This window comes from Paracoccus sp. AK26 (assembly GCF_011801365.1).
Lineage (GTDB): Bacteria > Pseudomonadota > Alphaproteobacteria > Rhodobacterales > Rhodobacteraceae > Paracoccus > Paracoccus aerius.
The window spans coordinates 460,805-487,626 of the sequence record NZ_CP041041.1 but is presented as its reverse complement, the minus strand read 5'-3'; the positions used below and the strand labels follow the sequence as shown (position 1 = coordinate 487,626).

The 26,822-nt window shown below is 68.5% G+C and carries 28 protein-coding genes; 12 read left to right on the top strand and 16 right to left on the bottom strand.

Translation table 11 applies throughout. The features are described 5' to 3' along the window. Positions 1-6 precede the first annotated feature (6 nt). The 3 genes from FIU66_RS02365 to FIU66_RS02355 form a co-directional block, all read right to left on the bottom strand. Positions 7-828 carry a 4-(cytidine 5'-diphospho)-2-C-methyl-D-erythritol kinase gene (locus FIU66_RS02365; protein WP_167621217.1) on the bottom strand — a complete coding sequence of 274 codons (822 nt, stop codon included), beginning with the start codon at positions 826-828 and terminating at the stop codon, positions 7-9. 3 nt (positions 829-831) lie between these two features. Next, positions 832-2,649: a tetratricopeptide repeat protein gene (locus FIU66_RS02360; RefSeq protein WP_167621216.1), complete on the bottom strand. Its 1,818-nt coding sequence runs from the start codon at positions 2,647-2,649 to the stop codon at positions 832-834. Positions 2,650-2,727: 78 nt separating this feature from the next. Further along, positions 2,728-4,383: an electron transfer flavoprotein-ubiquinone oxidoreductase gene (locus tag FIU66_RS02355; protein ID WP_167621215.1), complete on the bottom strand. Its 1,656-nt coding sequence runs from the start codon at positions 4,381-4,383 to the stop codon at positions 2,728-2,730. A gap of 244 nt (positions 4,384-4,627) precedes the next feature. Here FIU66_RS02355 and greA point away from each other — a divergent pair, with 244 nt between their 5' ends. Both greA and FIU66_RS02345 read left to right on the top strand, forming a co-directional pair. Next, positions 4,628-5,098, top strand: coding sequence for a transcription elongation factor GreA (gene greA, locus FIU66_RS02350; RefSeq protein WP_167621214.1), 471 nt, complete (start codon positions 4,628-4,630; stop codon positions 5,096-5,098). Between the two features lie 3 nt (positions 5,099-5,101). Beyond that, a complete protein-coding gene (locus FIU66_RS02345; RefSeq protein WP_167621213.1) occupies positions 5,102-6,031 on the top strand; it encodes a hypothetical protein in 930 nt (309 codons plus the stop codon). Between the two features lie 12 nt (positions 6,032-6,043). On the opposite strand, the gene FIU66_RS02340 is transcribed toward FIU66_RS02345, so the two are convergent. Further along, complete coding sequence (locus FIU66_RS02340; RefSeq protein ID WP_167621212.1) at positions 6,044-6,526, bottom strand: GNAT family N-acetyltransferase; 483 nt, start codon at positions 6,524-6,526, stop codon at positions 6,044-6,046. Between the two features lie 69 nt (positions 6,527-6,595). Here FIU66_RS02340 and FIU66_RS02335 point away from each other — a divergent pair, with 69 nt between their 5' ends. Both FIU66_RS02335 and FIU66_RS02330 read left to right on the top strand, forming a co-directional pair. Next, a complete protein-coding gene (locus FIU66_RS02335) occupies positions 6,596-7,363 on the top strand; it encodes an AzlC family ABC transporter permease (protein ID WP_240544718.1) in 768 nt (255 codons plus the stop codon). Next, positions 7,360-7,692: an AzlD domain-containing protein gene (locus tag FIU66_RS02330; protein WP_167621211.1), complete on the top strand. Its 333-nt coding sequence runs from the start codon at positions 7,360-7,362 to the stop codon at positions 7,690-7,692. The genes FIU66_RS02335 and FIU66_RS02330 overlap by 4 nt, the downstream gene beginning before the upstream one ends. Here the strand turns inward: FIU66_RS02330 and FIU66_RS02325 are convergent. Genes FIU66_RS02325 through FIU66_RS02310 form a run of 4 tightly spaced genes read right to left on the bottom strand, consistent with a single transcriptional unit; the run spans position 7,680 to position 11,248 of the window. Beyond that, the gene (locus FIU66_RS02325; RefSeq protein ID WP_167621210.1) at positions 7,680-8,303 is read right to left on the bottom strand and encodes a hypothetical protein; all 624 of its coding nucleotides are present in this window, start codon (positions 8,301-8,303) and stop codon (positions 7,680-7,682) included. The genes FIU66_RS02330 and FIU66_RS02325 overlap by 13 nt on opposite strands. A gap of 18 nt (positions 8,304-8,321) precedes the next feature. Further along, positions 8,322-8,477, bottom strand: coding sequence for an aa3-type cytochrome c oxidase subunit IV (locus FIU66_RS02320; RefSeq protein WP_167621209.1), 156 nt, complete (start codon positions 8,475-8,477; stop codon positions 8,322-8,324). A gap of 54 nt (positions 8,478-8,531) precedes the next feature. Beyond that, positions 8,532-9,551 (bottom strand): MBL fold metallo-hydrolase, encoded by a 1,020-nt coding sequence (locus tag FIU66_RS02315; protein WP_240544766.1) that lies wholly within the window; start codon positions 9,549-9,551, stop codon positions 8,532-8,534. Further along, on the bottom strand, positions 9,551-11,248 hold the full coding sequence (locus tag FIU66_RS02310) for an acyl-CoA dehydrogenase (protein ID WP_167621208.1): 1,698 nt from the start codon (positions 11,246-11,248) through the stop codon (positions 9,551-9,553). The genes FIU66_RS02315 and FIU66_RS02310 overlap by 1 nt, the downstream gene beginning before the upstream one ends. A 112-nt stretch (positions 11,249-11,360) precedes the next feature. Between FIU66_RS02310 and FIU66_RS02305 the strand changes: the two genes are divergently transcribed. After that, positions 11,361-12,308 (top strand): L-threonylcarbamoyladenylate synthase, encoded by a 948-nt coding sequence (locus FIU66_RS02305; RefSeq protein WP_167621207.1) that lies wholly within the window; start codon positions 11,361-11,363, stop codon positions 12,306-12,308. 72 nt (positions 12,309-12,380) lie between these two features. On the opposite strand, the gene FIU66_RS02300 is transcribed toward FIU66_RS02305, so the two are convergent. Beyond that, positions 12,381-13,808 (bottom strand): Glu/Leu/Phe/Val dehydrogenase, encoded by a 1,428-nt coding sequence (locus tag FIU66_RS02300; protein ID WP_167621206.1) that lies wholly within the window; start codon positions 13,806-13,808, stop codon positions 12,381-12,383. A 231-nt stretch (positions 13,809-14,039) separates the two neighbouring features. On the opposite strand from FIU66_RS02300, the gene FIU66_RS02295 reads away from it, so the two are divergent. The 4 genes from FIU66_RS02295 to FIU66_RS02280 all read left to right on the top strand — a co-directional run bounded on the left by FIU66_RS02295 (position 14,040) and on the right by FIU66_RS02280 (position 15,855). Beyond that, a complete protein-coding gene (locus tag FIU66_RS02295) occupies positions 14,040-14,693 on the top strand; it encodes a TetR/AcrR family transcriptional regulator (protein ID WP_167621205.1) in 654 nt (217 codons plus the stop codon). A 105-nt stretch (positions 14,694-14,798) separates the two neighbouring features. Then, a complete protein-coding gene (locus FIU66_RS02290; protein WP_229849246.1) occupies positions 14,799-15,158 on the top strand; it encodes a hypothetical protein in 360 nt (119 codons plus the stop codon). A 4-nt stretch (positions 15,159-15,162) separates the two neighbouring features. Continuing rightward, on the top strand, positions 15,163-15,447 hold the full coding sequence (locus FIU66_RS02285) for an I78 family peptidase inhibitor (RefSeq protein ID WP_167621204.1): 285 nt from the start codon (positions 15,163-15,165) through the stop codon (positions 15,445-15,447). A 75-nt stretch (positions 15,448-15,522) separates the two neighbouring features. Then, positions 15,523-15,855, top strand: coding sequence for a DUF2794 domain-containing protein (locus FIU66_RS02280; RefSeq protein ID WP_167623352.1), 333 nt, complete (start codon positions 15,523-15,525; stop codon positions 15,853-15,855). Here FIU66_RS02280 and hrpB read toward each other — a convergent pair. Then, complete coding sequence (gene hrpB / locus FIU66_RS02275) at positions 15,852-18,308, bottom strand: ATP-dependent helicase HrpB (protein ID WP_167621203.1); 2,457 nt, start codon at positions 18,306-18,308, stop codon at positions 15,852-15,854. The two genes, FIU66_RS02280 and hrpB, sit on opposite strands and share 4 nt — an antisense overlap. 112 nt (positions 18,309-18,420) lie before the next feature. Here hrpB and FIU66_RS02270 point away from each other — a divergent pair, with 112 nt between their 5' ends. From FIU66_RS02270 to FIU66_RS02260, 3 genes are read left to right on the top strand one after another with little or no spacing between them, the layout of a single operon-like run. Continuing rightward, the gene (locus FIU66_RS02270; protein WP_167621202.1) at positions 18,421-19,788 is read left to right on the top strand and encodes a YcjX family protein; all 1,368 of its coding nucleotides are present in this window, start codon (positions 18,421-18,423) and stop codon (positions 19,786-19,788) included. Beyond that, the gene (locus FIU66_RS02265; RefSeq protein ID WP_167621201.1) at positions 19,785-20,846 is read left to right on the top strand and encodes a YcjF family protein; all 1,062 of its coding nucleotides are present in this window, start codon (positions 19,785-19,787) and stop codon (positions 20,844-20,846) included. Before FIU66_RS02270 ends, FIU66_RS02265 begins: the two co-directional genes overlap by 4 nt. Positions 20,847-20,874: 28 nt before the next feature. Further along, the gene (locus FIU66_RS02260) at positions 20,875-21,711 is read left to right on the top strand and encodes a BadF/BadG/BcrA/BcrD ATPase family protein (RefSeq protein WP_167621200.1); all 837 of its coding nucleotides are present in this window, start codon (positions 20,875-20,877) and stop codon (positions 21,709-21,711) included. Positions 21,712-21,756: 45 nt separating this feature from the next. Here FIU66_RS02260 and ilvD read toward each other — a convergent pair whose 3' ends face one another. The 6 genes from ilvD to FIU66_RS02230 form a co-directional block, all read right to left on the bottom strand. Then, complete coding sequence (ilvD, locus tag FIU66_RS02255) at positions 21,757-23,595, bottom strand: dihydroxy-acid dehydratase (protein ID WP_167621199.1); 1,839 nt, start codon at positions 23,593-23,595, stop codon at positions 21,757-21,759. Between the two features lie 92 nt (positions 23,596-23,687). Next, positions 23,688-24,002, bottom strand: a complete 315-nt coding sequence (locus FIU66_RS02250) for a multidrug efflux SMR transporter (protein WP_167623351.1) — start codon at positions 24,000-24,002, stop codon at positions 23,688-23,690. A gap of 94 nt (positions 24,003-24,096) precedes the next feature. Continuing rightward, on the bottom strand, positions 24,097-24,585 hold the full coding sequence (locus FIU66_RS02245) for a pyridoxamine 5'-phosphate oxidase family protein (protein ID WP_167621198.1): 489 nt from the start codon (positions 24,583-24,585) through the stop codon (positions 24,097-24,099). 63 nt (positions 24,586-24,648) lie between these two features. Next, positions 24,649-25,848 (bottom strand): UbiH/UbiF family hydroxylase, encoded by a 1,200-nt coding sequence (locus FIU66_RS02240; RefSeq protein WP_167621197.1) that lies wholly within the window; start codon positions 25,846-25,848, stop codon positions 24,649-24,651. A 9-nt stretch (positions 25,849-25,857) separates the two neighbouring features. Next, a complete protein-coding gene (locus tag FIU66_RS02235; protein WP_167621196.1) occupies positions 25,858-26,043 on the bottom strand; it encodes a hypothetical protein in 186 nt (61 codons plus the stop codon). A 45-nt stretch (positions 26,044-26,088) separates the two neighbouring features. After that, complete coding sequence (locus FIU66_RS02230; protein WP_167621195.1) at positions 26,089-26,781, bottom strand: pyrimidine 5'-nucleotidase; 693 nt, start codon at positions 26,779-26,781, stop codon at positions 26,089-26,091. Positions 26,782-26,822 lie beyond the last annotated feature (41 nt).

Sequence of the window (26,822 nt, the reverse complement as noted above, 5' to 3'; positions counted from 1 at the left end):
GCCAGCTTAACGGGGCGCGGGCGGCGGTGCCAGTTCCGTGGCGACGGCCCACCAGCCATGCTGTTTCAACGCGGTGGCGGAAATGCTGGCGCGTTCGGCAGTGTCGAAAAGCCCGAAGCAGGTGGCCCCGGAACCCGACATCCGCGCAAATGCCGCGCCTGTCGCCCGCAAAGCCTTAAGCACCTGGCCGATCAGTGGGGCGATGGCCTGGGCAGGCGCTTCCAGGTCATTCCGGGTGGCGGCCAGCCAGTCCGCCAGGTCCGCAAGGCCGGTAAACGGCGGGATCGGCGGCAAGGGGTCGTTCTCTCGCCGCTTCATGGCGGCGAAAACCTGCGGCGTGGACACCGCCACGCCGGGATTGACCAGCACCAGCGGGATGGCGGGCAGCGGCGGAAGGGGTGTCACGATTTCGCCCACCCCCTGCATCCGGGCGGGACGCGAGCCGATGCAGACCGGCACATCGGCGCCAAGCCGTTCGGGATGGTGGGGCATCGGTTGGCCCATCCGCGCCAGCCCGCGCAGGACGGCCGCCGCATCGGCCGAGCCGCCGCCGATGCCCGAGGCGACGGGCAGGTTCTTGGTCAGCCGGATCGCGGCCTCGCCCCCCGCCAGCCGCGCGGCGCGCAGGCAAAGGTTGTTCTCGGTCGAAAGGCCTGCCGCGAACGGCCCGTCGATCCGCAGCGACAATGGCCCCGGCTCCAGCATCACCCTGTCGCCCATGCCTGCAAAGGCCACCAGCGAATCCAGCAGGTGATAGCCGTCGGCGCGGCGGCCGGTCACATGCAGCGCAAGGTTCAGCTTGGCCGGCGCAGCCTCAAGGATGGGCATGGATCAGTTGTTCGCGGCCTGCGGGGCGGGGGCCGGGGTCTGGACTGCGCCTGCGGCTTCCTCGGCCAGGACGGCGTCCAGGCCGCGATCCAGCTTGGCGCGAAGCCGGTCGGGATCGACATCGTCGGTCTCGGTCGGGTCCAGCGACAGGGCGCGCTGCCACTGGATCTCGGCCTCGCGATAGCGGCCGACCTTCCAGTAGATGTCGCCCAGGTGGTCATTGACCAGCGGGTCCTGCGACATGGTCAGGATCGCCTTTTCCATCGGCGCGACCGCTTCCTGATAGCGGCCCAGCCGGTAATAGGCCCAGGCCAGAGAATCGAGGATGTAGCCATCGTCCGGCGACAGCTCGACCGCCTTCTTGATGAGGTCGAGCGCCTGGTCCAGGTTCTCGTTCCGGTCGATCCAGCTATAGCCCAGGTAGTTCAGCAGGCTGGCCTGGTTCGGTCGGATCTCGATCGCGGCCAGGAAATCGGCCTCGGCCCGGTCGAACTGCCGGGACCGTTCCAGGGCGATGCCGCGCGCGTAAAGCGGGAACCACCGCGCGTCGTCGGGGGCACCTTCCAGCAGGGCCAGCGCCTTGTCATAGGCCGGCACGGCCTGGGCGAACTTCTCCTGCTGGCGCAGAAGATCGCCAAGCGCGATCCAGGCCTGGGCCAGGTCGGGATAAGCTGCGGTCAGCGACAAGGCGGCCTTGCCGGCCTCGTCCGTGCGGCCTGCGCGCGACAGGGTGTCGATGCGCGCCAGTTCCGCCGCGGGCCGCATCTGGCCCATGCGGCGCAAGGCGTCGTATTCGGGTTCAGCCAGGTCGAACTGCTGACGTTCCTGCAGGATCTGGGCCACCATCAGCCGCGCCTCGGCGGTTTCGGGCGACAGCCAGGCGGCCAGCCGGGCATGGATCAGCGACAGCGGTTCGGGATCCGGGCTGCTGACCAGGGCCGAGGCGAAGGTCAGGAAGACCTGCGATATGCCGTCGGCTGGCGTCTTGACCACGTCGAAGGTGACCGGCTGGCCCGCCTTGATCCGGTCGCGCAGGGCCAGAAGCTGCGGCTCGGCCTCGACGCCGGGCACGGCCTCGATCATGGCAACGGCCTCGTCGCGGCGTTCCAGTTGCGCCAGGATCTGCGCCCGGGCGGTGAAGCCCAGGATATGGGCGCCGGTCAGGTCGTCCGCCAGCAGCGATTCGGCCCCTTCGTAGTCGCCGACAAGCGCGCGGGCCAGGGCCAGGTGATAATTCACCATCGGCGCCACGCCCTCGACGCGGGCCAGACGCTCGAACTCGGCAAGCGCCTCGGACGCCTTGCCGGCGCCCAGCAGCCCCCAACCGCGCAGCATCCCGGCCAGCAGGTCGGCCTCGGAATCCGGATCGGTGGGGGTGCCGACATCGGCCAGAAGCCCGGTCCAGTCGCCGGAATGGACCAGCTTTGCCCGGTCGATCAGGCGCGACAGTTCGGTCGGCTCGCCCTCGGACCCGATGCGGGTGGCAAGGGCCACGGCGCGGTCGATTTCCCCTGCCGAAACCAGGGCCACAAGGGCGCTGTCCTGCAGGAAACGGTCGTCGGGATCATGGGCCACGGCCTGCACGAAAAAGCGCGCGGCGGCCTGGAAGTCGTTTTCCACCGTCGCCATGCGCGCCGCCAGGAACGGCCCGGCCAGGCCAAAGGTCACGGGCGCCGGACCGGATACGGGCGCCTCGGCGGCAGGGGCGTCATCCGCGGGGCGCGGATCGGGGCGATCCTGGGCCTGGGCAGGCAGCGACATCGCCGCCAGAAGGGCTGCGATCAGGGCCAGGTTCGGGCGGGTCAGGGTCACGGCATCCATCCCGGAAAGTCACGAAAGCGTTTGACCGACCCTAGCCTGCGCCCCGGCGCGGGGCAACGCCGGGGTCCGCCCTTCTCATCACATATTCGGGTAATTCGGCCCGTCGCCGCCCTGCGGGGTCGTCCAGACGATGTTCTGGCTGGGATCCTTGATGTCGCAGGTCTTGCAGTGGACGCAGTTCTGGAAGTTGATCACGAAGCGCGGGCCGTTGGCGTCCTCGACCACCTCATAGACGCCCGCCGGGCAATAGCGCTGCGCGGGTTCCGCATATTCAGGCAGGTTGACCGCAATCGGGATCGAGGGATCCTTCAGCTTCAGGTGGCAGGGCTGGCTTTCCTCGTGGTTGGTAAAGGAAAAGGCCACATTGGTCAGCCGGTCGAAGGACAGCCTGCCGTCGGGCTTGGGATAGTCGATGGGCTTGAACTTGGCGGCCTTGCCCGTGGCCTCGGCATCCGTCTTGCCGTGCTTCCAGGTCCGCAGGATGTTGCGGCCCGTCAGCCCGGCCCCCCACATGTCCATGCCGCCCAGCACCAGCGATGGCCAGAGCCCGTAGCGCGACCAGGCCGGCTTGACGTTGCGCACCTTCCTGAGATCCTGGCCGATGGCGCCCGTCCGCACGGCGGTGTCGTAATCCGTCAGCCGGTCGCCCTCGCGCCCCGCGGCAATCGCCGCCGCCGCCGCCTCGGCCGCCTCGATCCCCGAGATCATGGCGTTGTGGTTGCCCTTGATGCGCGGCACGTTGACCATGCCCGCCGAACAGCCCAGCAGCACGCCGCCCGCAAAGGACAGCTCCGGCAGCGACTGGTAGCCGCCTTCGGAGATCGCGCGGGCGCCATAGGAGATGCGCTTGCCGCCTTCCAGCAGTTCCGCCACCATCGGGTGGTGCTTGAAGCGCTGGAACTCCATGTAGGGATAAAGATAGGGGTTCTCGTAGTTCAGATGGACCACGAAGCCCACCATCACCAGGTTGTCCTCGTAGTGATAGATGAAGGAGCCGCCGCCGGCGTTCTTGCCCAGGGGCCAGCCCATCGTGTGGACCACGCGGCCCTTCTGGAACTTCGAAGGATCGACCTCCCAGATCTCCTTCATGCCCAGGCCAAATTTCTGCGGCTCGTGACCGTCCGACAGGTTCAGCCTGTTGATGATCTCCTTGGCCAGGCTGCCGCGCACGCCTTCGCCGATGAAGACATATTTCCCGTGCAGCTCCATGCCGGGTTCATAATGGGGGCCGGGGGTGCCGTCCGACTGCAACCCCATCTCGCCCGCGACCACGCCCTTCACGCGCTCGCCATCCCAGACGACCTGCGACGCCGCCATGCCGGGGAAGATCTCGACGCCCAGTTTCTCGGCCTGTTCGGCCAGCCAGCGGCAGACGCTGCCCATGCTGACGATATAGTTGCCATGGTTGTTCATCAGGCGCGGCATCGGCCAGTTCGGCACCCGGACCCGCCCCGCCTCGCCCAGGACATAGAAGTTGTCATCGACGACCTCGGTCTTGACCGGGGCGCCGCGTTCCTTCCAGTCGGGGATCAGGCGGTTCAGCCCGATGGGATCCAGCACCGCGCCCGACAAGATATGCGCGCCGACCTCGGACCCCTTTTCCAGGACCACCACGGACAGATCCGGGTCGATCTGCTTCAGCCGGATCGCCGCGGACAGACCCGAAGGTCCCGCCCCCACGATCACGACGTCATACTCCATCGACTCGCGCTCGGGCTGCGTGGTGACGGTCATGGCTCGGCTCCCCCTTGCTTGGCTTTTGTCATGTAGCGATTCTGCCGCGCTGCGGCAATGCTGACGCGACGGCCAAAAACTGCCGGGGATCCGGCCTCTGGTCTTGCAATGGCACGGCAGTTCGGGGCACTTTGCCTCCAACCAAGGTCGCGCCCCTGCCATTCGGATGGCAGGGGCGTTGCCTTAGCATTTGGACGAAACCGCATCCCGCAAAGGTTTGCATCCCGCAGAGGATTGGGCAGCGATGGACAAGATTCCGATGACCCGCAGCGGCTATGCCGCGCTTGAACGCGAACTGGGCGAGCTGAAGTCCAAGGAACGCCCCGCGATCATCCGCCAGATCGCCGAGGCGCGCGAGCATGGCGACCTGTCGGAAAACGCCGAATACCACGCCGCGCGCGAAAAGCAGGGCTTCATCGAGGGCCGGATCAAGGAACTGGAATCGATCCTGTCGCGGGCCGAGCAGATCGACCCGTCCAAGCTGTCCGGTTCCGTCAAGTTCGGCGCAATCGTCAACCTTGTGGACGAGGACACCGACGAGGAACGCACCTACCAGATCGTGGGCGAGGCCGAAGCGAATATCGAAAGCGGACTTTTGAACATCCGCTCTCCCCTGGCCCGCGCGCTGATCGGCAAGGACGTGGGCGACAGCGTCGAGGTGGCGACACCGGGTGGGCAGCGCAGCTATGAAATCCTGGCAATCCGGTACGAATAGCCCATGTCCCTGGTCGCCCGCATCACCTCTCTGGCGCAGCGCGACGCGCTGAGCGTCACCGGCATCGCGCTGTCCGCGGCCTGGCTGTTCCTTGTGGCGCTGTTCTGGCTGATGTCCCCGGGCGGCGAGGGCAGCCAGGGCGGGATCGCCAGGCTGGTCACGATCATGGGCGCGATCCTGCCGCTGGTCCTGATCTGGCTGGCCGTCGGCATGGCCCGCGCCCTGGCCGTCCTGCGCGCCGAGGCGGACGACCTGCGCAATCGCCTGGCCCAGCTTCGCGATGCCGCAGCGACCCGAGGCGCCCCTCTGCAGCGCCCGGCCGCGGAAGGGGCCGTCGCCGAGGACGCCGATTCCCTGCCCCGCACGCCCGCGCCCATGCCTGCACCCGCGCCCTCGCGTCCGGCGCCGCGCCCTGCGGAACAGCGCGCCCTGCCCCCCAGGGCCGAGCCTGCCCCTGCCGCGCCGGTCGATCCCGACACGCTGATCCGCGCGCTGAACTTTCCCGATGGCGCGGATGATGCGCCCGCCATCGCCGCGCTGCGCACGGCCTTGCAGGACCCCGATCATGCCCGCGTCCTGCGCGCGGCGCAGGATGTGGTGACGCTGCTGGCAGGCCAGGATCTGTATATGGACGACCTGTTGCCGGATCCCGCGCCCCTGCCCGCCTGGCGGCGTTATGCCCAGGGCGAAAGAGGCAGCGCGGTCGCGCCCTTGGGCGGCATCCAGGATCCGGTTGCCCTGGACATCGCGGCGGGCCTTCTGCAGCGCGACGAGATCTTCCGCGACACGGCCCACCATTTCCTGCGCCATTTCGACGGGATGCTTGCCCGGCAACTGCCGCAGATGGACGACGCGCAGATCGCCGTGCTGGCCGAAACCCGGTCCGCCCGGGCCTTCATGCTGCTGGGCCGGCTTTCCGGCAACTTCGGCTGATCCCGGGCCGGCCTAGAGGGGCCGGCGCAGCAGGGCGACCGGTCCCGACCACGGCCAGCCAAAGCGACCGCGCCCGATCTCGGCAAAGCCCAGGGCGGCATAAAAGGCCATGGCGGCGTGGTTCCTGACCTCGACTTCGGCCCGCAAGCCGGGATGGCCCGATCGGCGCGCGGCACCGGACGCGTTTTCCAGCAGCGCCCGCCCGACACCCTGCCCCCGCCTTGTCGCAACGATCCCGTCGATCACAAGGTCGGCCGTGGCCGGTGCGGCGCGGTAAAGCAGCCGCGCTGCCATGGGCAGGCCGGCAAGAAAGCCGCCGCCCGAGTCGCGAAGCCCTGCCACGCCACCAAGCCGGCCTGCCGCATCAATGGCCGCGATGCCGTGGCAGGCGCGGACAAGGGGCGGGCCGGGCGACAAGGGCGGGGCAAAGGCTGCCCACCAAAGCTGCGCGGCGGGGATCAGGTAGGCGGCGGGAATGGGGCTTGCGATCTTCACCCGGCCTTGCCTTCCGTTTGCGCATCGTGCAACCAAGGTGCCGCGTTCCCGTCTGATGCGAAAGCCCCCATGTCCCCGATCCCCCATCCCGGCGCGTCGTCGCGGCAAGCCCCCGCCGATGCGGCCGAGGCCCGGCCTCCTCGCGCGATGTTCCTGCAGGGCGCGGTCAAGTCCTTGCCCTTCCTGATCGTGATGATCCCCTTCGCCGTCCTGTTCGGCGTCGTCGCGACCGAGGCGGGCATGGATATCGCGCAGGTCATGGGCTTTTCCGTGCTGGTGCTGGCGGGGGCGTCCCAATTCACGGCGGTCCAGCTTCTGTCCGACAACGCCTCGGTCGTGATCGTGATCCTGTCCTGCCTGGCGGTGAACCTGCGGATGGCGATGTATTCGGCCTCGCTGGTGCCCTGGCTGCGCCACGCCAGCGGCGGGCAAAAGGCTTGGGTCGCCTATGCCCTGGTGGACCAGAGCTATGCCCTGTCCATCCAGGAATACGAGGCCGATCCCGCCATGAGCCTGCCGCAGCGGCTGGCCTTCTTCGCAGGCGTGGCGACGGTTGTCTGCCTGCCCTGGATGATCTGTTCCTGGATCGGCGCAACCGTGGGCCAGGCCATCCCCGATGGCATCGCGCTTGATTTCGCCATGCCCATCACCTTCCTGGCGATGATCGCGCCGATGCTGCGCACGCCCGCGCATCTGGCCGCCTGCTTCGTGGCGATCGCGGCGGCGCTGCTGCTGGCGGGGCTGCCCTCGGGGCTGGGGCTGCTGATCGCGGCGCCCCTGGGCATGGCTACCGGGGCCATCATCGAGACGCGGGCGACGGGGAAGGCTTCGGCATGACGGACGGACCTTCCGACCTGACCATCTGGCTGGTTATCGTGGTGCTGGGCATCGGCACCTTCCTGATCCGCTGGTCCTTCCTGGGCGCGCTTGGCAACCGGGACATGCCGCCCTGGGTGCTGCGGATGCTGCGCTATACGCCCGTGGCGGTGCTGCCCGCGCTTGTGGCGCCGCTGGTGGTCTGGCCCGCCGCGACCGGCGGTCAGCCCGACCCGGCGCGGATGGCCGCCGCCACGGTGACGGTGGCGATCGGCCTGTGGACGAAGAACATGATCGTCGCGATCCTTGCGGGCGCGATCACCCTGTTTGGCCTGCTTTACATGTTGTAGCCGACGATCCGGCCGTCCTTCTGGCGCAGCAGCACGTCATGGTTGTTGGCCGGGTCGCCATCCATGTGGCGCTTCGACTGGACATTGGGCAGGGTCAGGAACCAGTTGCGCAGCTTGATCGGGCTGAAGCCCGTCGGCGCGTTTTCAAACCCCGGCACGCGGCGCAGGGCCTTGCCGCTGTTGACCGCGCAATAGCTTTTGGGCGAAGCGCCCTGCATCTCGACCGAACGGATCGCGGCATCGGCGACCTCGCGGCTGACGAAGACGGTATCCTCGGCCACCCAATAGGTGCTGCGGGCGTGATAATCGATGTAGAAGTTCTTGAAGTTGTCGGTGATCCCGTACAGCACGTCGTTGCGTTCGGGGATGCGCGGATGTTCCCAGCTTCCCGCCGGGTCATAGATCACCCGCTGGCTGCCGTTGATCATCAGCCCGGAATGACCGCCTTCGCCCCGCGGGATGCCGATCACGGTCAGCAGCGTGATCGACGGCGGCTCGTCCGAGACGAAACGCGCGGCCCGCAGTTCCTCGTCCGTGTCCCAGACGCGTTGGGCGCCGCAGGCGGCAAGGGCGGCAGGCAGCGCGGCCGCAAGGAAAACCCGTCTTTTCATGAATGAAAGCCCGTCGGATCAGCTATTGGCCAGGGCCAGGAAGATCAGCACCAGGATCGACAGGATCGTGGTCCAGGTCGCAAGCTTGATGAAGCCCGCGAAGGTCCGCTGCTGTTCGCTGATGTCCATGGTCCCGACCTTGTGCTCGGTGGTCTCGTGATGATGCGTGGCCATAGGCTGCCCTCCTGTTCCGCTTTGATCCTGCGATAGCCGAAACCGCCTGTCCTGTCACGCCCCCCACAGCAGGGCGCCGTCGCGCTCGCCCATCTGTGACACGATCCCCTGCCGGCGCAGGTGGTTCACATGGGCCACAGCCTCAACCAGGGCCAGGCCGAATTCGCCCGCACCGATCCGGCGCTTGAACAGGATGTCGAAGCAGCCGACCGCGCTGCGCGGTTCTTCCCGCAGGGCCGCGACAAGCCGCGCAAGCGCGCTGTGATGGTTGTCGATCAGTTGCCGCAGCCGCGTGGGCAGGCCGGTGAAGGGCAGCTTGTGGCCGGGCAGGACCAGGTGCCGCGCCTGTGCCAGGTCCAGCATCCGGCCGCAGCTTTCGATCCATTCGCCCACCGGATCGGCCTCGGGCTCGGTCGGGTAGACCCCCAGGTTGGGCGATATCGAGGGCAGAAGCTGGTCGCCCCCGATCACCAGGTCGTCGTCCAGCGACCAGAAGGTCGCGTGGCAGGGCGCGTGCCCGTGACCCATCGCCACCCGCCAGCGGCGGCCCCCGAAGGCAACCTGCTGGCCGTCCACCAGCCGGGTGAAGCCCAAAGGCAGGGGGTGGACGCAATCGGCGAAGTTGAAGGGCCGTTCTGCCGCGCGCTTGTCCAGCATGGCCCCTGGCATCCCGGCACGGCGCCAGAAGGCCAGCGATTCAGGCGTGGCCCGGTCCTGCCGGTCCAGGACCAGCATCCGCGCCGTCAGCCAGGCCGTGCGGCTGATCATCAGTTCAGACCCGTCCCGCGCCATGAACCAGCCTGCCAGACCGACATGGTCGGGATGATGATGGGTGCCGATGACCCGCAGGATCGGACGCCCCCCCAACGGACCCGCCAGCAGGGCGGCCCAGGCGTCCCGGCCCGCCGGGGTGTCGAATCCGGTATCGACCAGCGTCCAGCCCTCACCCTCGGCCAGGGCATAGACGTTGACGTGATCCAGGGTCATCGGCAGCGGCAGGCGCATCCACAAGACGCCCGGCGCCACCGTCACGGCTTCGCCGGGGGCAGGCGGGGCGTCGAACGGAAAGGCGATCACGCCGCCACGTCGCCCGCAAGCGCCGCGTCGCTGATCCCGGCCAGGTCATCCACCCCAGCCAGGGCCTCGGCCAGGTCGGACGCATGGCGCGGCAGGACGCGCGCCATGAAGACCCGCGCCAGGGCCAGTTGCGCCTCGCCCCCCGCCTGCACCGCGCGCAGGTGGTAGAGCCCGCCCAGCACGCGCGCGAAGGCCGTCAGATAGGGCACCGCCCCGGCAAAGCGCACCGGCATCTCGCGCTCGAGCAGCGCATGGGTCGCCTCGCGCAGCGTTTCCGCCGCCTGCCATAGCTGATTGGCCATCTGCGGATGATCGGCCTGCGCGGCCTTGGCGCCGTCCGCGATCTCGTCCAGCAGGCGCAGGGCAGCGTCGCCGCCGTCGGACAGCTTGCGGCCCACAAGATCCATCGCCTGGATGCCGTTTGTGCCTTCGTAGATCGGCGTGATGCGCACGTCGCGCAAATACTGGGCCGCGCCGGTTTCCTCGACATAGCCCATGCCGCCATGCACCTGCACGCCGATATCGGCCACCCGGCAGCCGACATCGGTGCCGTAAGCCTTGGCGATGGGCGTCAGGAAGGCCGCGCGGGCGGCGTGGACCGCATCGCCCGTAGCGCGTTCCAGGTCGATGGCGGTGGCGCAGGCAAGGCCGATGGCGCGGGCGGCGAACACCTCGGCCCGGGCGGTGGCCAGCATCCGGCGCACGTCGGGATGCTGAATGATCAGTCCCATCTGGTTGCGGTCCTGCGCATAGGCCACGGCCTGCTGCAGCGCGGCCTCGGCCACGCCCACGCCCTGCATCCCCACGCCAAGGCGGGCCACGTTCATCATCGTGAACATGGCGGCCATGCCCTTGTGTTCGCCGCCGACCAGCCAGCCGGTCGCGCCCTCGAAGCTCATCACACAGGTGGGGCTGCCGTGGATGCCCAGCTTTTCCTCGAGGCTGACGACCTTGAGGCTGTTGGCAACCCCAGGACGGCCCTGGTCGTCGGGGATCAGCTTCGGCACCATGAACAGGCTGATGCCCTTGGTCCCCTTCGGCGCGCCGGGCAGGCGGGCCAGCACCAGGTGGCAGACGTTTTCCGTCACGTCGCTGTCGCCCCAGGTGATATAGATCTTCTGCCCCGTCACCCGATAGGTGCCGTCGCCATTCGGTTCCGCCTTGGTCACCAGCGCGCCGACGTCACTGCCTGCACCGGGTTCGGTCAGGTTCATCGTGCCGGACCATTCGCCGGAAATCAGCTTTGGCAGATACAGCGCCTTCAGGTCGTCGCTGGCGTGATGTTCAAGCGCCTCGATCTGGCCTTGGGTCAGCAGCGGGTTCAGTTGCAGCGCAAGGCAGGCGCCCGACATCATCTCGGCCACGGCCATGTTCAGCGCCTGCGGCAGGCCCATGCCGCCATGGTGTGGATCGGCCGAAAGCCCGATCCAGCCGCCCTCGGCAATGGCACGGAAGCCCTCGGCATAGCCGGGCGACGACCGGACGCGGCCATTCTCCAACACTGCGGGATGTTCGTCGCCCGCGCGGTTCAAGGGGGCCAGCACGTTGGTCGCAAGCTTGCCCGCCTCGGCCAGGATGGCGGCGGCGGTCTCGGCCGTCGCCTCGGCAAAGCGGTCGGTCCGGGCAAGTTCGGGGAACGGCACGACATGGTTCAGGATGAAGTCGATCTGCGCGACCGGTGCCTTGTAGCTCATCTGGATCCCTCTCCCTCGGCGCCTTGGCATTCGGTCCCGGCGCGACTATCAGACTGTCACAAGCCATCTTATGGGGCTTGGAACAAGGCTCAACCGAAACCCGGCGTCACGGATGCAGACCGAACAGCTGTTGCCAGATCAGATGGGCCTGGCCCGCGCGGCGATCCTGCTGGCTGGCGGCGATGTCGTGGCCATCCCGACCGAGACGGTTTACGGCCTTGCAGGGGACGCACGCAACGGACAGGCAGTCGCGCGGATCTATGCCGCCAAGGGCCGCCCGTCCTTCAACCCGCTGATCGTGCATGTGCCGGATCTGGATGCGGCGCGCCCCATTGCCCAGATCACGCCCGAGGCCGAAGCCCTGGCCGAAGCCTTCTGGCCCGGCGCGCTGACGCTGGTCCTGCCGCTGCGCCCGGATTCAGGCATCGCCTCGCTGGTCACGGCGGGCCTCGATACCATCGCGATCCGCGTGCCCGCCCATCCCGTCGCGCAGGCGCTGCTGCGGCTGACGGGTCCGCTGGCCGCGCCCTCGGCCAATGCCTCGGGCCGGATCAGCCCGACAAGCGCCGCGCATGTGCTGGACCCCGACGGAGGGCTTGACGGCCGCATCGCAGCCGTCCTCGATGCCGGACCCTGCGCGGTAGGCCTTGAATCCACCATCCTGGGCTGGCCGGGGGGCCGCGCCACATTGCTGCGCCCTGGCGGCATCCCTGCCGAAGCCATCGTGGAAAGGCTGGGCCGCCCTCTGGCCCTCCACGAGGCCGATCCCACCGCGCCCAACGCCCCGGGCCAACTGACCAGCCATTACGCGCCGAACGCGACGCTGCGCCTTGACGCCGTCGATCCTCGCGGGGACGAGACGCATGTCGCCTTCGGCCAGCCCGGTCCCTTTTCCCTGTCCGAAACCGGCGACCTGGCCCAAGCCGCGGCGCGCCTGTTCGACACGCTGCGCCGTGCCGACCGGGAAGGCCGTCCCATTGCTGTGGCCCCCATCCCGGACCACGGGCTGGGCGCCGCGATCAACGACCGCCTGCGCCGGGCCTCCGCCCCGCGCGACTGACGACTTATCTTCTGTGCCGAACTATCCCGGGGGGAGTCCGCAGGACGGGGGGGGCAGCGCCCCCTGCCCCGGTCACAGGCCCAGCGAACCGTAGACGTTCGAGATCCGCCGGATCGCCACGACATACCCGGCCGTGCGCATGTCATCGACCTTGGGATTGGACATCCAGACCTCCTTCATCTTCTTGAAGGCCTCGCGCATGGTGTCGTCCAGGCCCGACCGCACCAGATCCAGCTCGTCCGCGCCATGCAGGAAGGCCTCCTTGAAGCCCCGCGCCAGCTCGAAGTTGGTTCCCGTGTCGGCCGAAATCCGTTCCAGCTCCTCGATCAGCAGGCGCGCGCGCGCCTCCTCGTGGCGGCGCTCAAGCCGGCCCAGGCTGATCTGGGACAGGTTCTTGACCCATTCGAAATAGCTGACCGTGACGCCACCCGCGTTGGCATACATGTCGGGGATGATGACCACGCCCTTGCGCTTCAGGATGGCATCGGCATCGGCGGTCACGGGACCATTGGCCGCCTCGATGATCAGCTTGCACCTGATGCGATCGGCATTTTCGGCATGGATCACGCTTTCGATCGCCGCAGGGATCAGGATGTCGCACTCATCCTCAAGGGCGGCCAGGCCGTTCTCGTTGTAGTCGCCGCCCGAAAAGCCCTTGATGCCCCCGGTCGCGCGGATATGGCCGCGCAGGGCGTCGATGTTGATCCCCTGCGGGTTGCGGATCGCGCCGTCGCGCTCGATCACGCAGGTGATCAGGGCCTTGTCCTCGGCCGACAGGAACTGCGCCGCGTGATAGCCCACATTGCCCAGGCCCTGCACGATCACCCGCTTGCCACCCAGGCCGCCTTCCAGCCCGGCCTTCTTCATCACGTCGGCGTGGCGGAAGAACTCGCGCAGCGCGTATTGCACGCCACGGCCCGTGGCTTCGACCCGGCCCTCGATCCCACCGGCATGGCGCGGCTTGCCGGTGACGCAGGCCTTGGCGTTGATGTCGTCGGGATGCAGCCGCTTGTAGGCATCGGCCATCCAGGCCATCTCGCGTTCGCCCGTGCCCATGTCCGGCGCCGGGACGTTCTGGCTGGGCGAGATCAGATTGCGCCGCGACAGTTCATAGGTGAAGCGGCGGGTGATCCGCTCCAGCTCATCCTCGTTCCAGGCGCGCGGGTCGATGCAAAGACCCCCCTTCGATCCGCCGAAGGGCACCTCGACCAGGGCGCATTTATAGGTCATCAGCGCGGCCAGGGCCTCGACCTCGTCCTGGTTCACGTCCAGCGAATAGCGGATGCCACCCTTCACGGGCTCCATATGCTCCGAATGGACGGACCGATAGCCGGTGAAGGTGTGGATCTGGCCGCGCAGCCGGACCCCGAAGCGCACCGTATAGGTCGAGTTGCAGACCCTGATCTTTTCTTCCAGGCCCGGCTGAAGGTCCATCAGGCTTGCGGCATGGGTGAACATCCGCTCGACTGAATCGCGGAAGGATACATGGGGGATTGCCATCAACAGCTCCTGATATTCGCTGGCTCGGTTCGGTGGTTGCCCAGAGGCTATGCCAGTGCGCCAGAGGGTCCAAGACCAAACTGAACAAAAACAAGGCATCTTCTCTGCTTCTTGCCCGGCATTGCCCCATCAGGGTCCGTATCCGAAAGGAATCGACTGCAACCTTGGACGCTCATTCGGGGTTGAAGCCGCAGCCCTCGGTGATAGGCATGTTCCATTTGGGGATAAAAGATGGCCAAATGTCAGGCGGTTAGTCCAGGCCGCAAGTTTGATCAGGTCATTCGCGGCGCCACCGCGATCTTTCTGCGCGACGGGTTCGCCGGGGCAAGCGTCGATGACATCGCGGCCGAGGCGCAGGTGTCCAAGGCGACGCTCTACAGCTATTTCCCGGACAAGACGGCCATGTTCCAGGAAGCCATGCGCGCAGAAGCGGCCCGCCTCGAGGATGGCTTTGCCCTGGACATCGACACGGATCTGTCCCCCGACCAAGCCCTGCCCCTGATCATCGCCGCAATTGCCGCATGGATGGCGGATCCCGCGCGCATCAACTTCCTTCGTCTTCACCTGGCCGAGGCGGGCCGCTGCGGCACCCCGCCGGGGGGCGGGCGGGACCGGCTGGTGCGGATCATCCAGGACGCGGTCCAGCCCCACCTGGATCGCTGGGCACAAAGCGGGCAGCTTGCGATCGAGGACACGGGCCTTGCCACGCGCCAGCTTGTCGCGCTGTCCCTTTCGGGCATTGTGGACGGCCTTCTGTTCGATCCCCGGTCAAGGATGGCCAAGGCCGATACCGATGTGGTGGCGCGCTCGGCCGCGCAGCTGTTCCTCCGGGCCTTCATGCCGGCCAGCCCGCCCGAACGCCGCCGCCGCGCCGGCGGGCAATGATGCAAACGTGACGGCCGCGACGCCTTCTCAAGGCAGGGCGCGGCCTGTATCATCCGCAAGCCAAGCCCGCGACAGACGGGCGCTCCCGAGGGAATATCGACGATCATGAAGATTATCACGATTCTGCTGCCGCTTGCCGCTGCCAGCCTGGTATCGGCCTGCATGGCCCCGGCCCCGGTTCCGGCGCCGATCCCCGAACCCGCGCCGGTGGCCTATGTGCCCCCCGCGCCCACGCCCGCGCTTGGCGTGTCGGGCCTGACCGAACGCAAGCCCGACCTGTGCGGCGCGACCAAGAACTATGGCTCGTCGGTCGGCCAGCCGGGCAGCGTGATCCCGACCCTTGGCATCACCAAGGACTATCGCGTGGTCGAATATCGCGGGATCGAGCCGCAGGACTATGACCCCAACCGGATCGTCTTCCGCCTGGATGCGGCCGGAACCATCACCAATGTCGATTGCGGGTGACGCCATGACTGCCAGAAGCCTTATCCTTGCCCTGACCGCCACCGCCATCCTTGCCGCCTGCGAGCCGGTGCCGGTCGAGCCCCTGCCCGACACGCCCCCCGACGACTGCCGGGCCTCGGCCTACCAGGGGCTTGTGGGCCAGCCGGTATCCGTCCTGACGGCCATGACCTTCCCGATCGGCACCCGCCAGATCGGACCGGACGATGCCGTCACCTCGGATTTCCGGCCCGAGCGTCTGAACATCGAATACGGCCGCACCGGCTTGATCGAGAAAGTCAGCTGCTACTGACCCAGGCAAGGGCGGCAAGGCGCCGCCCTTTTCGCCATTGCCTTGCGGCGCGGCGGGTGTCACCATCCTGACATGATGAATGCCGGCCCGCCGTTTCAAGCCGATCCCGATCGCGTCGTCTTTGACCGTGCGGAACTGTCGCTGATCCTGTCGGTCTATGGCCGCTTCGTCGCGGCGGGCGAATGGCGCGACTATGCCATGTCCTTCCTGCGCGACGCGGCCGTCTTCAGCGTCTTCCGCCGCGCGACCGAACACCCGCTTTACCGGATCGAGAAGCGCCCCCGCCTGCGCGCGGCCCAGGGCGCCTATTCCGTGATCGGCATGGACGGGCGGATCCTGAAGCGCGGGCATGACCTGGCCCAGGTTCTGCGGGTGCTGGACAAGGCGCTGATCCGGTCGGTGGACTAGGTTCCGCGCGGCTTGGCCCGCGTGGTGGGATCGGCCTCTCGCGGGTCCTCGGGCCAGGGGTGTCGGGGATAGCGGCCGCGCATGTCCTTTCTGACATCGGCATAGGATGACGCCCAGAAGCCCGGCAGGTCCGTCGTCACCTGCACGGGCTTGCCGCCCGGCGACAGCAGGCTGATCCGCAAGGGCCGCCCGCCCACGACCGGGTGGCGCGTCACGCCGAACAATTCCTGCAGGCGCAGCTCGATCGAGGGCTGTTCGTGGTCATAGTCGATCGGCACCTTGCGGCCCAGGGGCGTGACGAAATGCGCCGGAACCTCGCGGTCCAGCCGCTGCTGGCCGTCCCAGCCGATGCGCGCCTTCAGGGGCTCGACCAGATCCAGCCCGCGCAGATCGGCCAGTGTCCGCGCCCGGCCCAGCAAGGGCAGCAGCCAGTCCGCGTCGGCCAGAAGGCTTGCATCGTCCACCGGCCCCAGATCCGGCAACAGCGCGATCCGCGCCCGCAACCGTGCCGCAGCCGCGCTCCAGGTCAGCCCGTCCAGCCGCAGCCCTTCCAGGGCGGCCCGGGCGACAGCTTCTTCCGGGACTTCGGGCCAGGCCCGATCCGACAGGACCAAGGCTCCCAGTCGTTCCTGCACCCGAGCCAGCACGCGCCCCTCGCGCCGCGACCATTCGCAGATCCCGGCCGCTTCGATCCTGTCGCCATGCAAGTCGCGCAGGCTGGACTCATCCAGCCGTGCCGCCATGCGGATGCGGGCTTCGCGTCCGTCACCGTCCAGATCAACGGCCACGATCAGCCGCTGCGCGGCCATCGGGTCGCTCCCCTCCATCACCGCACCCTTGCCGCCCGACAGCACGAAGCGCGGCTCGTCCCCCTTGCGGCGCAGACCGATCCTATCGGGATAGGCCAGCGAGACGATGCCGCCCAGTTCTTCTTCACGCAAATATCCTAGGGGGACCGGGGGGCTGGCCCCCCGGCAGTCGCGGGACGCAACCAGCCGCCTCAGCCGCGCAGCCTCGTCGCGGATCTGCTGGACGACTGCCCGGTTCGCCTCGAACGGATGACGGGCAGCAAAAGCCTTGGGATCGCGCAGCGCCGACAGCCGCAGGGACAGATCGACCGGCGCCCCCCGCAGCGGATCGCGGTTCGACAACAGCGCCGCGACATCGGCCGCATCCGGGCCCGCCAGCGTCAGCATATGTGCCAGCCGGGGATGCAGCGGCAACCGCGCCAGCGCCCGCCCATGATCGGTGATCCTCTCTCCAGCATCCAAGGCCTCAAGCCCCCGCAGCAATGCCCGCGCCTCGGCCAGGGCACCTTCGGGCGGTGGCGTCAGGAAGGCCAGGTCGTCCGGCTCGGATCCCCAGGCGGCCAGTTCCAGGGCAAGGCCCGCCAGGTCGGCCACGGCGATCTCGGGCGGGGCAAAGGCGGGCAGCGCGCCTTCCTCGGCCCGCGCCCACAGGCGATAGCAGATGCCTGGCGCCACGCGGCCCGCGCGGCCCCGGCGCTGCTCGGCCTCGGCCCGGCTGACGCGTTCCGTCACCAGCCGCGACATCCCCGAGCCCGGATCGAAGCGCGCCCGCCGCGCCCGGCCCGCATCGACCACCACCCGCACCGCCGGGATGGTCAGCGAGGTTTCGGCGATCGCCGTCGCCAGCACGATCCGCCGCCGCGCGCCCGGCGGGGCAAGGGCCGCGCGCTGTTCCGCAGGCTTCAGCGCACCGTAAAGCGGCAACACCTCGCACCCATCGCCAAGCTGCGCCATGACGCGGCGGATCTCTCCCTCGCCGGGCAGGAAGGCCAGGATCGTGCCTCCGGTCTCGCGCGTTTCGGCTTCGGCTTGCGCAATCAACCGCGCGGCTTCGTCGACCAGCCGCGCGCCGGCAGGCAGCGGGCGGGGCAGCCAGCGGGTCTCGACCGGAAAGGCACGGCCTTCGGACCGGATCACCGGGGCGTCGTCCAGAAGGGCGGCCACCGGCTCGGCCTCCAGCGTGGCGGACATGACCAGCACCGCCAGATCCTCGCGCAGGGCACCCTTCGCCTCCCACACCAGGGCCAGGCCCAGGTCCGCGTTCAGGTTGCGTTCGTGGAATTCGTCGAAGATCACGCAGCCGATGCCGTCCAGCGAGGGGTCGGACTGGATCATCCGCGTCAGGATCCCCTCGGTCACCACCTCGATCCGGCTGCCCGGCACCGATTCGCCGCGCATCCGGTAACCGACGCGCGTGCCCACGGCCTCGCCCAACTGTTCCGCCAGCCGCTCGGCCGCGGCCCGTGCGGCCAGCCGCCGGGGCTCCAGCATCACGATCCTGCCCGCGACCCGGTCCAGCAGCGCCAGCGGCACGCGCGTGGTCTTGCCCGCGCCGGGCGGGGCCACAAGCACCGCCCGGCCATGCGCGGCAAGCGCATCGCACAGCGGGGCAAGAACATCGTTGATAGGCAACCGATCGGGCATGGCCGCGTTATGTCGCAACGGCGGGCCAAGCGGAACCCCGGCCCGCCGCCCTATTCAAACCCCATCCCGGAGCCTATCTTCCGGAAAAGACGGCAAGACACAGGCAGGCGGAATGGGTATCGGCAGCACATTGATGGCAGGCATCGGCCTGGGCGATCCGGTGATCCGGCTGGGGGTCACGGGCCTGTCGCGGGCGGGCAAGACCGTGTTCATCACGTCGCTGGTCGCCAACCTGATGGACCGGGGGCGGATGCATTCGCTGCGCGCCGCAGCCGACGGCAGCATCAAGGCGGCTTGGCTGCAACCCCAGCCCGACGACACCGTGCCCCGCTTTGACTTCGAACGCCACCTGGCGGCCCTGACCGGCGCAGCCCCCCATTGGCCCGAAGGCACGCGCCATGTCAGCCAGTTGCGCCTGTCTCTGCGGCTGGACGGCAAGGGCCTGCTGGGGGGTCTGACCGGCCCGCGCACCGTGCATCTGGACATCGTCGATTATCCTGGCGAATGGCTTCTGGACCTGCGCCTGATGGAGCGGGACTTTTCGGAATGGTCGGCCGAGGTTCTGGACCGCATGGAAGGCCGCCCCGGCGCCGACGATTATCAGGCGGCCCTGGCCGGCCTTGACGGCGACAGCTTCGACGAACCGACGGCCCAGATGCTGGCCGCGACCTATACCGCCCATCTTCACGCCGCGCGCGAGGCAGGCTGGTCCGACTGCACCCCCGGCCGGTTCCTGATCCCCGGAGAGATGGAGGGATCGCCCGCGCTGACCTTCGCGCCCCTGCCCGCCTCTTTCGCGGACGGGCGGCTGCACAAGGAATTCCGCCGCCGCTTCGACGCCTACAAGTCACGGGTGGTGAAGCCCTTCTTCCGCGAACATTTCGCCCGCATCGACCGGCAGGTGGTGCTGGTGGATGTCTTGGGCGCCATCCACCAGGGCCCCCGCGCGGTCGAGGACATGCGCCGTGCCATGGCCGATATCCTGACCGCCTTCCGCCCCGGCCGCGCGGGCTGGCTGTCCCAGCTTCTGGGCACGCGGCGGGTGGAACGCATCCTGTTCGCCGCGACCAAGGCCGACCACCTGCACCACATCCAGCACAACCGCCTGACCGCGATCCTGTCCGCCATGCTGCGAGAAGCGCGCGACCGCGCCGATTTCAGCGGCGCCCGGACCGAGGCCATGTCCGTCGCCGCCCTGCGCGCCACGACCGAGGACACGATCCGCCAGAACGGCGAGGAACTGCCCGCCGTGCGCGGCCGGCTGATGGACGGGCGTCAGGCGGCCTTCTATCCGGGCGAGCTTCCCGCCGACCCCGCCGCCCTGCTGCATCCGGCCCGCGACGGGGCGCAGGACTGGCTGGACGGCGATTACGCGATCATGAACTTCGCCCCCGCCCCCATGACCGCGCGGCCCGGCGACGGGCCCCCGCATATCCGGCTGGACCGCGCCGCAGACTTCCTGATCGGAGACCGGCTGTGAGCGATAGCCCCCGCACCCGTGGCCCCGTCCTGATCGAACTGGACGCGCCCAAGCCCGCAGAAGCCCGCTCTGCCCCGGCCGAGGAAACCCGGCCCGAGGCGCTGAACCCCGCCGATGCCCCACCCATCGACGCGGCCGATCCGCTGCTGCCCCGCCCCCGCACGATGGAGATGGTGACGCGCCTTGTCGGGCGCCCCCCGTCGAAGCTGACGCGCTTCTTCATCAATTCGGGCGTGGCGCTGTTCACCTTTCTTCTGTCCATTGCCGCGCTGAACTTCATCAACGACCTGTTGAACCGCTATCCGGTGCTGGGCTGGATCGGGGTGGCGCTGTTTGCGCTGTTCACGCTGGCCGCGCTTGGCATGGCCTGGCGCGAATACCGGGCCTGGGCGCGGTTCGCGCGCATCGACGCGATCCAGCGGCGGGCGGGCGCGGCGCTTGCCGAGGACAGCATGGACAAGGCCCGCGCCGTGGCCGACGACCTTCTGGCGCTGTATCGCGACCGGCCGGAACTAGAATGGAACCGCAAGCGGCTGGCCGACAATCGCGGCGATGCCTTCGACGCCCGCACCTTGCTGACCATGGCGGAAACGGAACTGCTGGCCAGTCTTGACCAGGACGCGCGGCGAGAGATCGAGGCCGCGGCCCGCACGGTCGCCACCGCCACCGCGCTGATCCCGCTGGCCCTGGCCGATGTTGCCGCCGCCCTTGCCGCGAACCTGCGGATGATCCGCCGCATGGCCGAAATATATGGAGGCCGCGCCGGCGCTGTCGGCGGCTGGCGTCTGGCGCGAACGGTCATGACCCACCTGGTCGCCACCGGCGCTGTCGCGGCGGGCGACGATCTGATCGAAACGGTAGCCGGGGGCGGGATCCTGTCCAAGGTTTCCCGCCGCTTTGGAGAGGGCGTGGTCAACGGCGCCCTGACCGCCCGCGTCGGCATCGCCGCGATGGAGGTCTGCCGCCCCCTGCCCTTCCTGGCCCAGCCTCGGCCCAAGGTCGGCAACCTGGTGACGCGGGGCTTGCGCGGTCTGTTCGGATCGGACGAACGCAGCTAGAACCTGTCCTGCAAGCGGGGGACAGCGGATGGCGTTCTTTCTGGGAATCGACGGCGGCGGCACCGGATGCCGCGCGGCCTTGGCGGATGCGGATGGCCGGATCATCGGCCAGGGCCGGGCCGGTCCGGCCAATATCAACACAGATGTCGAAGGCGCTGCGGTGAATATCCTTGCCGCGACGGCCGAAGCCCTGGAAGGCACCGGCGCCGATCCCCGCGACCTGATTGCGACCCTTGGCCTTGCCGGCGGCACGATGGCGGCTGCGACCGAGCGGCTGGCGGGGCTGCTGCCCTTTGCCCGGATGCAGATCGTCAACGACGCGGTGACGGCGGCGCGGGGGGCGCTTGGCGCGGGCGACGGCATCCTGGCCGCGATCGGCACGGGATCGGTCTTTGCCGTGCAGCGCGGCGGCGATCTGCGGCAGGTCGGCGGGCGCGGTTTCCTGATGGGCGATGAAGGGTCCGGCGCGGTGCTGGGCCGCTCGCTTCTGTCGCTGGCGATCCGGGCCGAGGACGGCTTTGCCGCCATGACCCCCCTGCTGCAACAGGTGCTCGAGGAGTTCGGAGGGATCGAGGGGATCATCCGCTTTGGCAACAGCGCCGCCCCCGCCGACTTTGCCCGGCTGGCCCCGCGCATCGTCACCGGCGACGACCCTGCGGCGCGGCAGGTCTTCGATGCCGCGGTGGCCGAGGTCCGCCACATCCTGACCGTGCTGCAGGGGGATGCGCCGCTGCCGGTGGTCTTCCTGGGCGGGCTCGGCCCGGCCTATGCGGCGCAACTGACGCAATGGCCCCAGCGGCCGGCGCTTGGGTCGGGGGTGGACGGCGCGCTGCTGATGGCGCGGCAGATGGCCGGGGCGGCATAAGCGCCCCGGCGTCGCCTGCGAACCATCTGGATCGCAGGCTGGCCGTTACTCGGGGATCACGCGCACCGCGCCGCGCGCGGCACTGGTGGTCATGGCGGCATAGGCTTTCAGCGCGGTGGACACCTGACGCTGGCGCGGCTTGGCGGGCTTCCAGCCCTCGGCGTCGCGTTTTGCGCGGCGTGCGGCCAGCGTCGCGTCGTCGACGTCCAGGTGGATCACCCGGTTCGGGATGTCGATCACGATCCGGTCGCCCTGTTCGACCAGGCCGATGGTGCCGCCCTCGGCCGCCTCGGGCGAGACATGGCCGATCGACAGCCCCGAAGACCCGCCCGAAAAACGACCGTCTGTCACAAGCGCGCAGGCTTTCCCCAGGCCCTTGGATTTCAGATAGCTGGTCGGATACAGCATTTCCTGCATCCCCGGCCCGCCGCGCGGGCCTTCATAGCGGATCAGGACGACCTCGCCGGGCTTGACCTTGCCGGTCAGGATGGCGCTGACACTGTCGTCCTGGCTTTCGAAGATATGGGCCGGGCCCTCGAACTTCAGGATGGATTCGTCCACGCCCGCCGTCTTCACGATGCAGCCGTCCTCGGCTAGGTTGCCATAAAGCACCGCCAAGCCGCCATCCTGCGAAAAGGCGTGTTCGGCCGCGCGGATCACCCCGGTCTTGCGGTCGGTATCGACCGAATCGTAACGACGCTCCTGAGAGAAGGCGACCTGCGTGGGCACCCCACCCGGCGCCGCGCGATAGAAGTCGTGGACCGTGGCCGCGTCGGTGCGCACCACGTCCCAGCGGTCCAGCGCCTCGGCCAGCGACCCGGCATGGACGCTGCCCACGTTGGTGTGCAGCAGGCCCGCGCGGTCCAGCTCGCCCAGGATGCCCATGATGCCGCCCGCGCGGTGGACATCCTCCATATGCACGTCGTCCTTGGCGGGCGCGACCTTGCACAGCACCGGCACGCGCCGCGACAGGCGGTCGATATCGGACATGGTGAAGTCGATGCCGCCTTCATGGGCTGCGGCCAGCAGGTGCAGCACCGTGTTGGTGGACCCGCCCATGGCGATGTCCAGCGTCATCGCGTTCTCGAACGCCTCGAAGCTGGCGATGGAACGCGGCAGGACGGAGGCATCGTCGCCTTCGTAGTAACGGCGGGCAAGGTCCACGATCAGGTGGCCCGCCTCGACGAACAGGCGCTTGCGGTCGGCATGGGTCGCCAGGGTGGATCCGTTGCCCGGCAGGGCCAGGCCAAGCGCCTCGGTCAGGCAGTTCATCGAATTGGCGGTGAACATGCCCGAGCATGACCCACAGGTCGGGCAGGCCGAGCGTTCGATCACCTCGACCTCGGCGTCCGAGATGCGGTCGTCGGCGGCGGCGACCATGGCATCGACCAGATCCAGCGCCTTGACCTTGCCGTCTTCCAGCACGACCTTGCCGGCCTCCATCGGGCCGCCGGACACGAAGACGACGGGGATGTTCAGCCGCAGCGCGGCCATCAGCATCCCCGGCGTGATCTTGTCGCAGTTGGAAATGCAGACCATCGCATCGGCGCAATGGGCGTTGACCATGTATTCCACGCTGTCCGCGATGATCTCGCGCGAGGGCAAGGAATACAGCATCCCGTCATGGCCCATGGCGATGCCGTCATCGACCGCGATGGTGTTGAATTCCTTGGCGATGCCACCCGCCGCCTCGACCTCGCGCGCGACAAGCTGGCCCAGGTCCTTCAGGTGGACATGGCCCGGCACGAACTGGGTGAAGCTGTTGACGATGGCGATGATCGGCTTGCCGAAGTCGCTGTCCTTCACCCCCGTAGCCCGCCACAGGCCGCGCGCGCCCGCCATGTTGCGGCCGTGGGTGGTGGTGCGGGAACGATAGGCGGGCATGGCGAAGACTCCTTTGGCTGGCGAGGAGGTTTAACATCCTTGGCAACGGAAGGAAATTGCCGAATGCGTGCGTTTTGGGATCGTTTACGCCCTTATGAGGCAAGTTTCATCGTGATGATGCCGGCAAGGATCAGGGCGGCGGCCGCGACGCGGGCGGGCGTGGCCGGTTCGCCGAACAGCACGATGCCCAGAAGAAAGGCGCCGACCGCGCCGATGCCCACCCAGACGGTGTAAGAGGTGCCCAGCGGCAGCGTCCGCATCGCCACCGCCAGCAGCCAGAAGGACGCGACCATGCCGACAATCATGACGGCCGTGGGCAAGGGGCGCGTGAAGCCCGCGGATTGCTTCATCGCGACGGCCCAGACGATTTCCAGAAGACCGGCGAGAACAAGATAGAACCAGGCCATGACAACCTCATGCTGGCCGGGCCGTCCCGGCATGATCGCCCGTCAAGGGGAGGTCGTCCTCTGGCACCCTAGATACGGGTGCGGGCGCGGTGGATCAAGGTTGCAGCCGGTCGATCCGGGCGTTTTCCACAAGCTGGGTCTTGGCGCCCAGCAGGCGCTCTGCCAGAAGCTTGGCGCCCGAGATCAGCAGGTTGCTGCCGTCCCACAACTCGGCCGAAACGGGCCGGACGGTGATGACACGCAGGTCGGGATTGTCGGGCGACTTGAAAAACGTCTCGTCGCTGAAGCGCCAGACATCGCGGGCCTTTTCCGGATCGTGGCGGGCCTCGGCCACGCCGTTGATCACGACGTAATCATTCGCGCGTTCATCCGAAAAGGCCAGCGAGACATGGGGATATGCCTCGATCTGGTCCAGCTTGCAGCCCTTGCTGTCGGACAGGACATAGATCGCGCCTTCGTCGCGCCGAACGCGGGCATAGACGGGGCGGACACGCTGGCCGTCGCCATCGCGGGTCACGAACATGCAGGGGTCCAGCTTGTCGGCAATGGTCCAGATGCGGTCGATCACGTCGCTGTCGGACATCGGTGCCTCCGGTCAGGGTTCTGCGGTCAGGGCGAACGCTGCAATGCGCGGCAGCGTTCCCCGTCAGCGCATCCCCAGACCGGCCCGCATCATCAGCCGCCGCACCGGGGCAATGCCGTAAAGCCCCCCAAGCGCCGCCGCGCGCAGGTCGCGCAGCGGGCGGATGCCGGTCTGGCTTGCACGGTTCAGCGCGTCGATGCCCAGCAGCCGGGCATAGGCCTCGGGTCGGCGGGCGCGGTCGTAGGCCGCAAGGCCGTCGGGATGGCCCGGCTCGTCCCCCGACAGGTCAAGAAGGGCCGACAGGTCCGCAAGGCTCATGTTCAGCCCCTGCGCGCCGATGGGCGGGACGACATGGGCGGCCTCGGCGATCAGGGCTGTGCGGGGGCCGGTGAAGCGATGGGCGATCTGGCTGATGATCGGCCATTGGGTCAGGCGCGTGGCAAGCGTCAGATGGCCCAGCACGCCAGCGGACCGGGCGTTCAGTTCGGCCTCGAATGCGTCTGGCGACAAGGCGGCAAGGCGGGCGACCTCGCCTCCGCTTTCCATCCAGACCACCGCCGAACAGGGCTTGCCTTCACGGTCGGGCAGCGGGACCAAGGTGAAGGGCCCGCCGGATCGGTGAACCTCGGTCGAGACATTGTGGTGGGGCACCTCATGCGTGACGGCGAATGCCAGGGCCTTCTGGCCATAGCGGAAGGTCCGCACGCCGATGCCAAGCGCCTGCCGGACCGGCGAATTGCGCCCGTCCGCGCCGACCAGAAGCCGGGCGCGGATGCGCCGCCCGTCCGACAGGGTCACGATGGCGCCTTCGTCGCGGGTCACGACGCCGGCCGTGCCGGTGCCGGGCTGGAAGCGGACATTGTCCATCTCGGCCAGGCGGGCGGAAATCTCTCGCCGCAGGAGCCAGTTGGGCAGGTTCCAGCCAAAGGGCTGGTCGCCGATCTCGGAGGCGTCGAAGTCGCGGATCAGGCGCGCTACAGGCTGGGCGCCGCCCGCATCGACGATCCGCATCACCTGAAGGGGCGTGGCATGGGGCGCCAGCCTGTCCCACAGCCCGATCCGCCGCAAAAGCGCGACCGAGGGCGTCAGGAAGGCCGTGGTGCGCAGATCGGCGCCGTCGGCCCCTTCATCCGTCACCGGCGGGGCGGGATCGACGCAAAGGACCGAAAATCCCTGCGCCCCGAAGGCGGCTGCCGCGACCAGCCCGGCAATGCCGCCGCCTGACACAAGGACGTCGGTCTGATGGATTTCGCCTGCGATCATATGCCGCGCCTAGTTGCCGGCCGTGAACAGCAGCATCACGGCGAAAACGACCACCGTCAGCAGCAGCCCCAGCAGGCCCAGCACCGGCAGGCCGAAGGTGGCGACGGCCAGGACGGCGATCGCGACCACCACCAGAAGCAGGGCAAGGACCAGAAAAGTCAGGCGATTTCCGCCATTGTCGGCTGTATGGGTCATGACAAACCTATGGGTTGGCGCGCGTCCTGCCGGATTGTGGCGCAATCAGCGGCCCGGGGCAATCTGGCGCAGGAAACCCGTCAGGTCGTGGATGTGGTGATCCACATGGGCGGGCACCGCGCCCGGCATCGGATCCGGCCCGTGCCGCCCCGGTCCGACGAGGATCGTGCGCATCCCCAGCTCATGGGGAACGGCAAGATTGCGGGGGTCATCCTCGAAAAAGGCGGCGCGGGTGGGGTCGATCCCCGCAAGGCCGATCACGGCCTCGAAGGCCTCGCGCATGGGCTTGGGGTGGAAATGGGTTTCGGCGATGCCATAGATCGCCTCGAAGAGGGGCGCGGGCACGTCGTCATCGACCACGCCTAATCCCCGCGCGCGCAGCACCTTCACCGCATAGGCGGCATCGGCATTGGTGTGGACCAGCTTGCGGCCCGGCAGCGCGGCAATGGCCGCAGCCAGGTCGGGGGCGGGCAGCAGGGGCGCGAAGTCGATGTCGTGGACATCGTCCAGATAGGCCACCGGATCGATGGCATGTTCGGCCATCAGCCCCGCCAGCGTGGTCCCGTGACGCATCCACCAGTCGCGCCGCATCTGGTCGGCGGCATCGCGTTCGACTGCCAGCGTGCGCATGACGTAATCCGTCATCCGCGATTCGATCTGCGGGAACAGCGCCATTTCCGGCGGGTAGAGCGTGTTGTCCAGATCGAAGATCCAGGTGTCGACATGCGCGAAGTCCATGGCTGCCGGATAAACCGGCAAGGCCGTGCTTGCAATCCGCT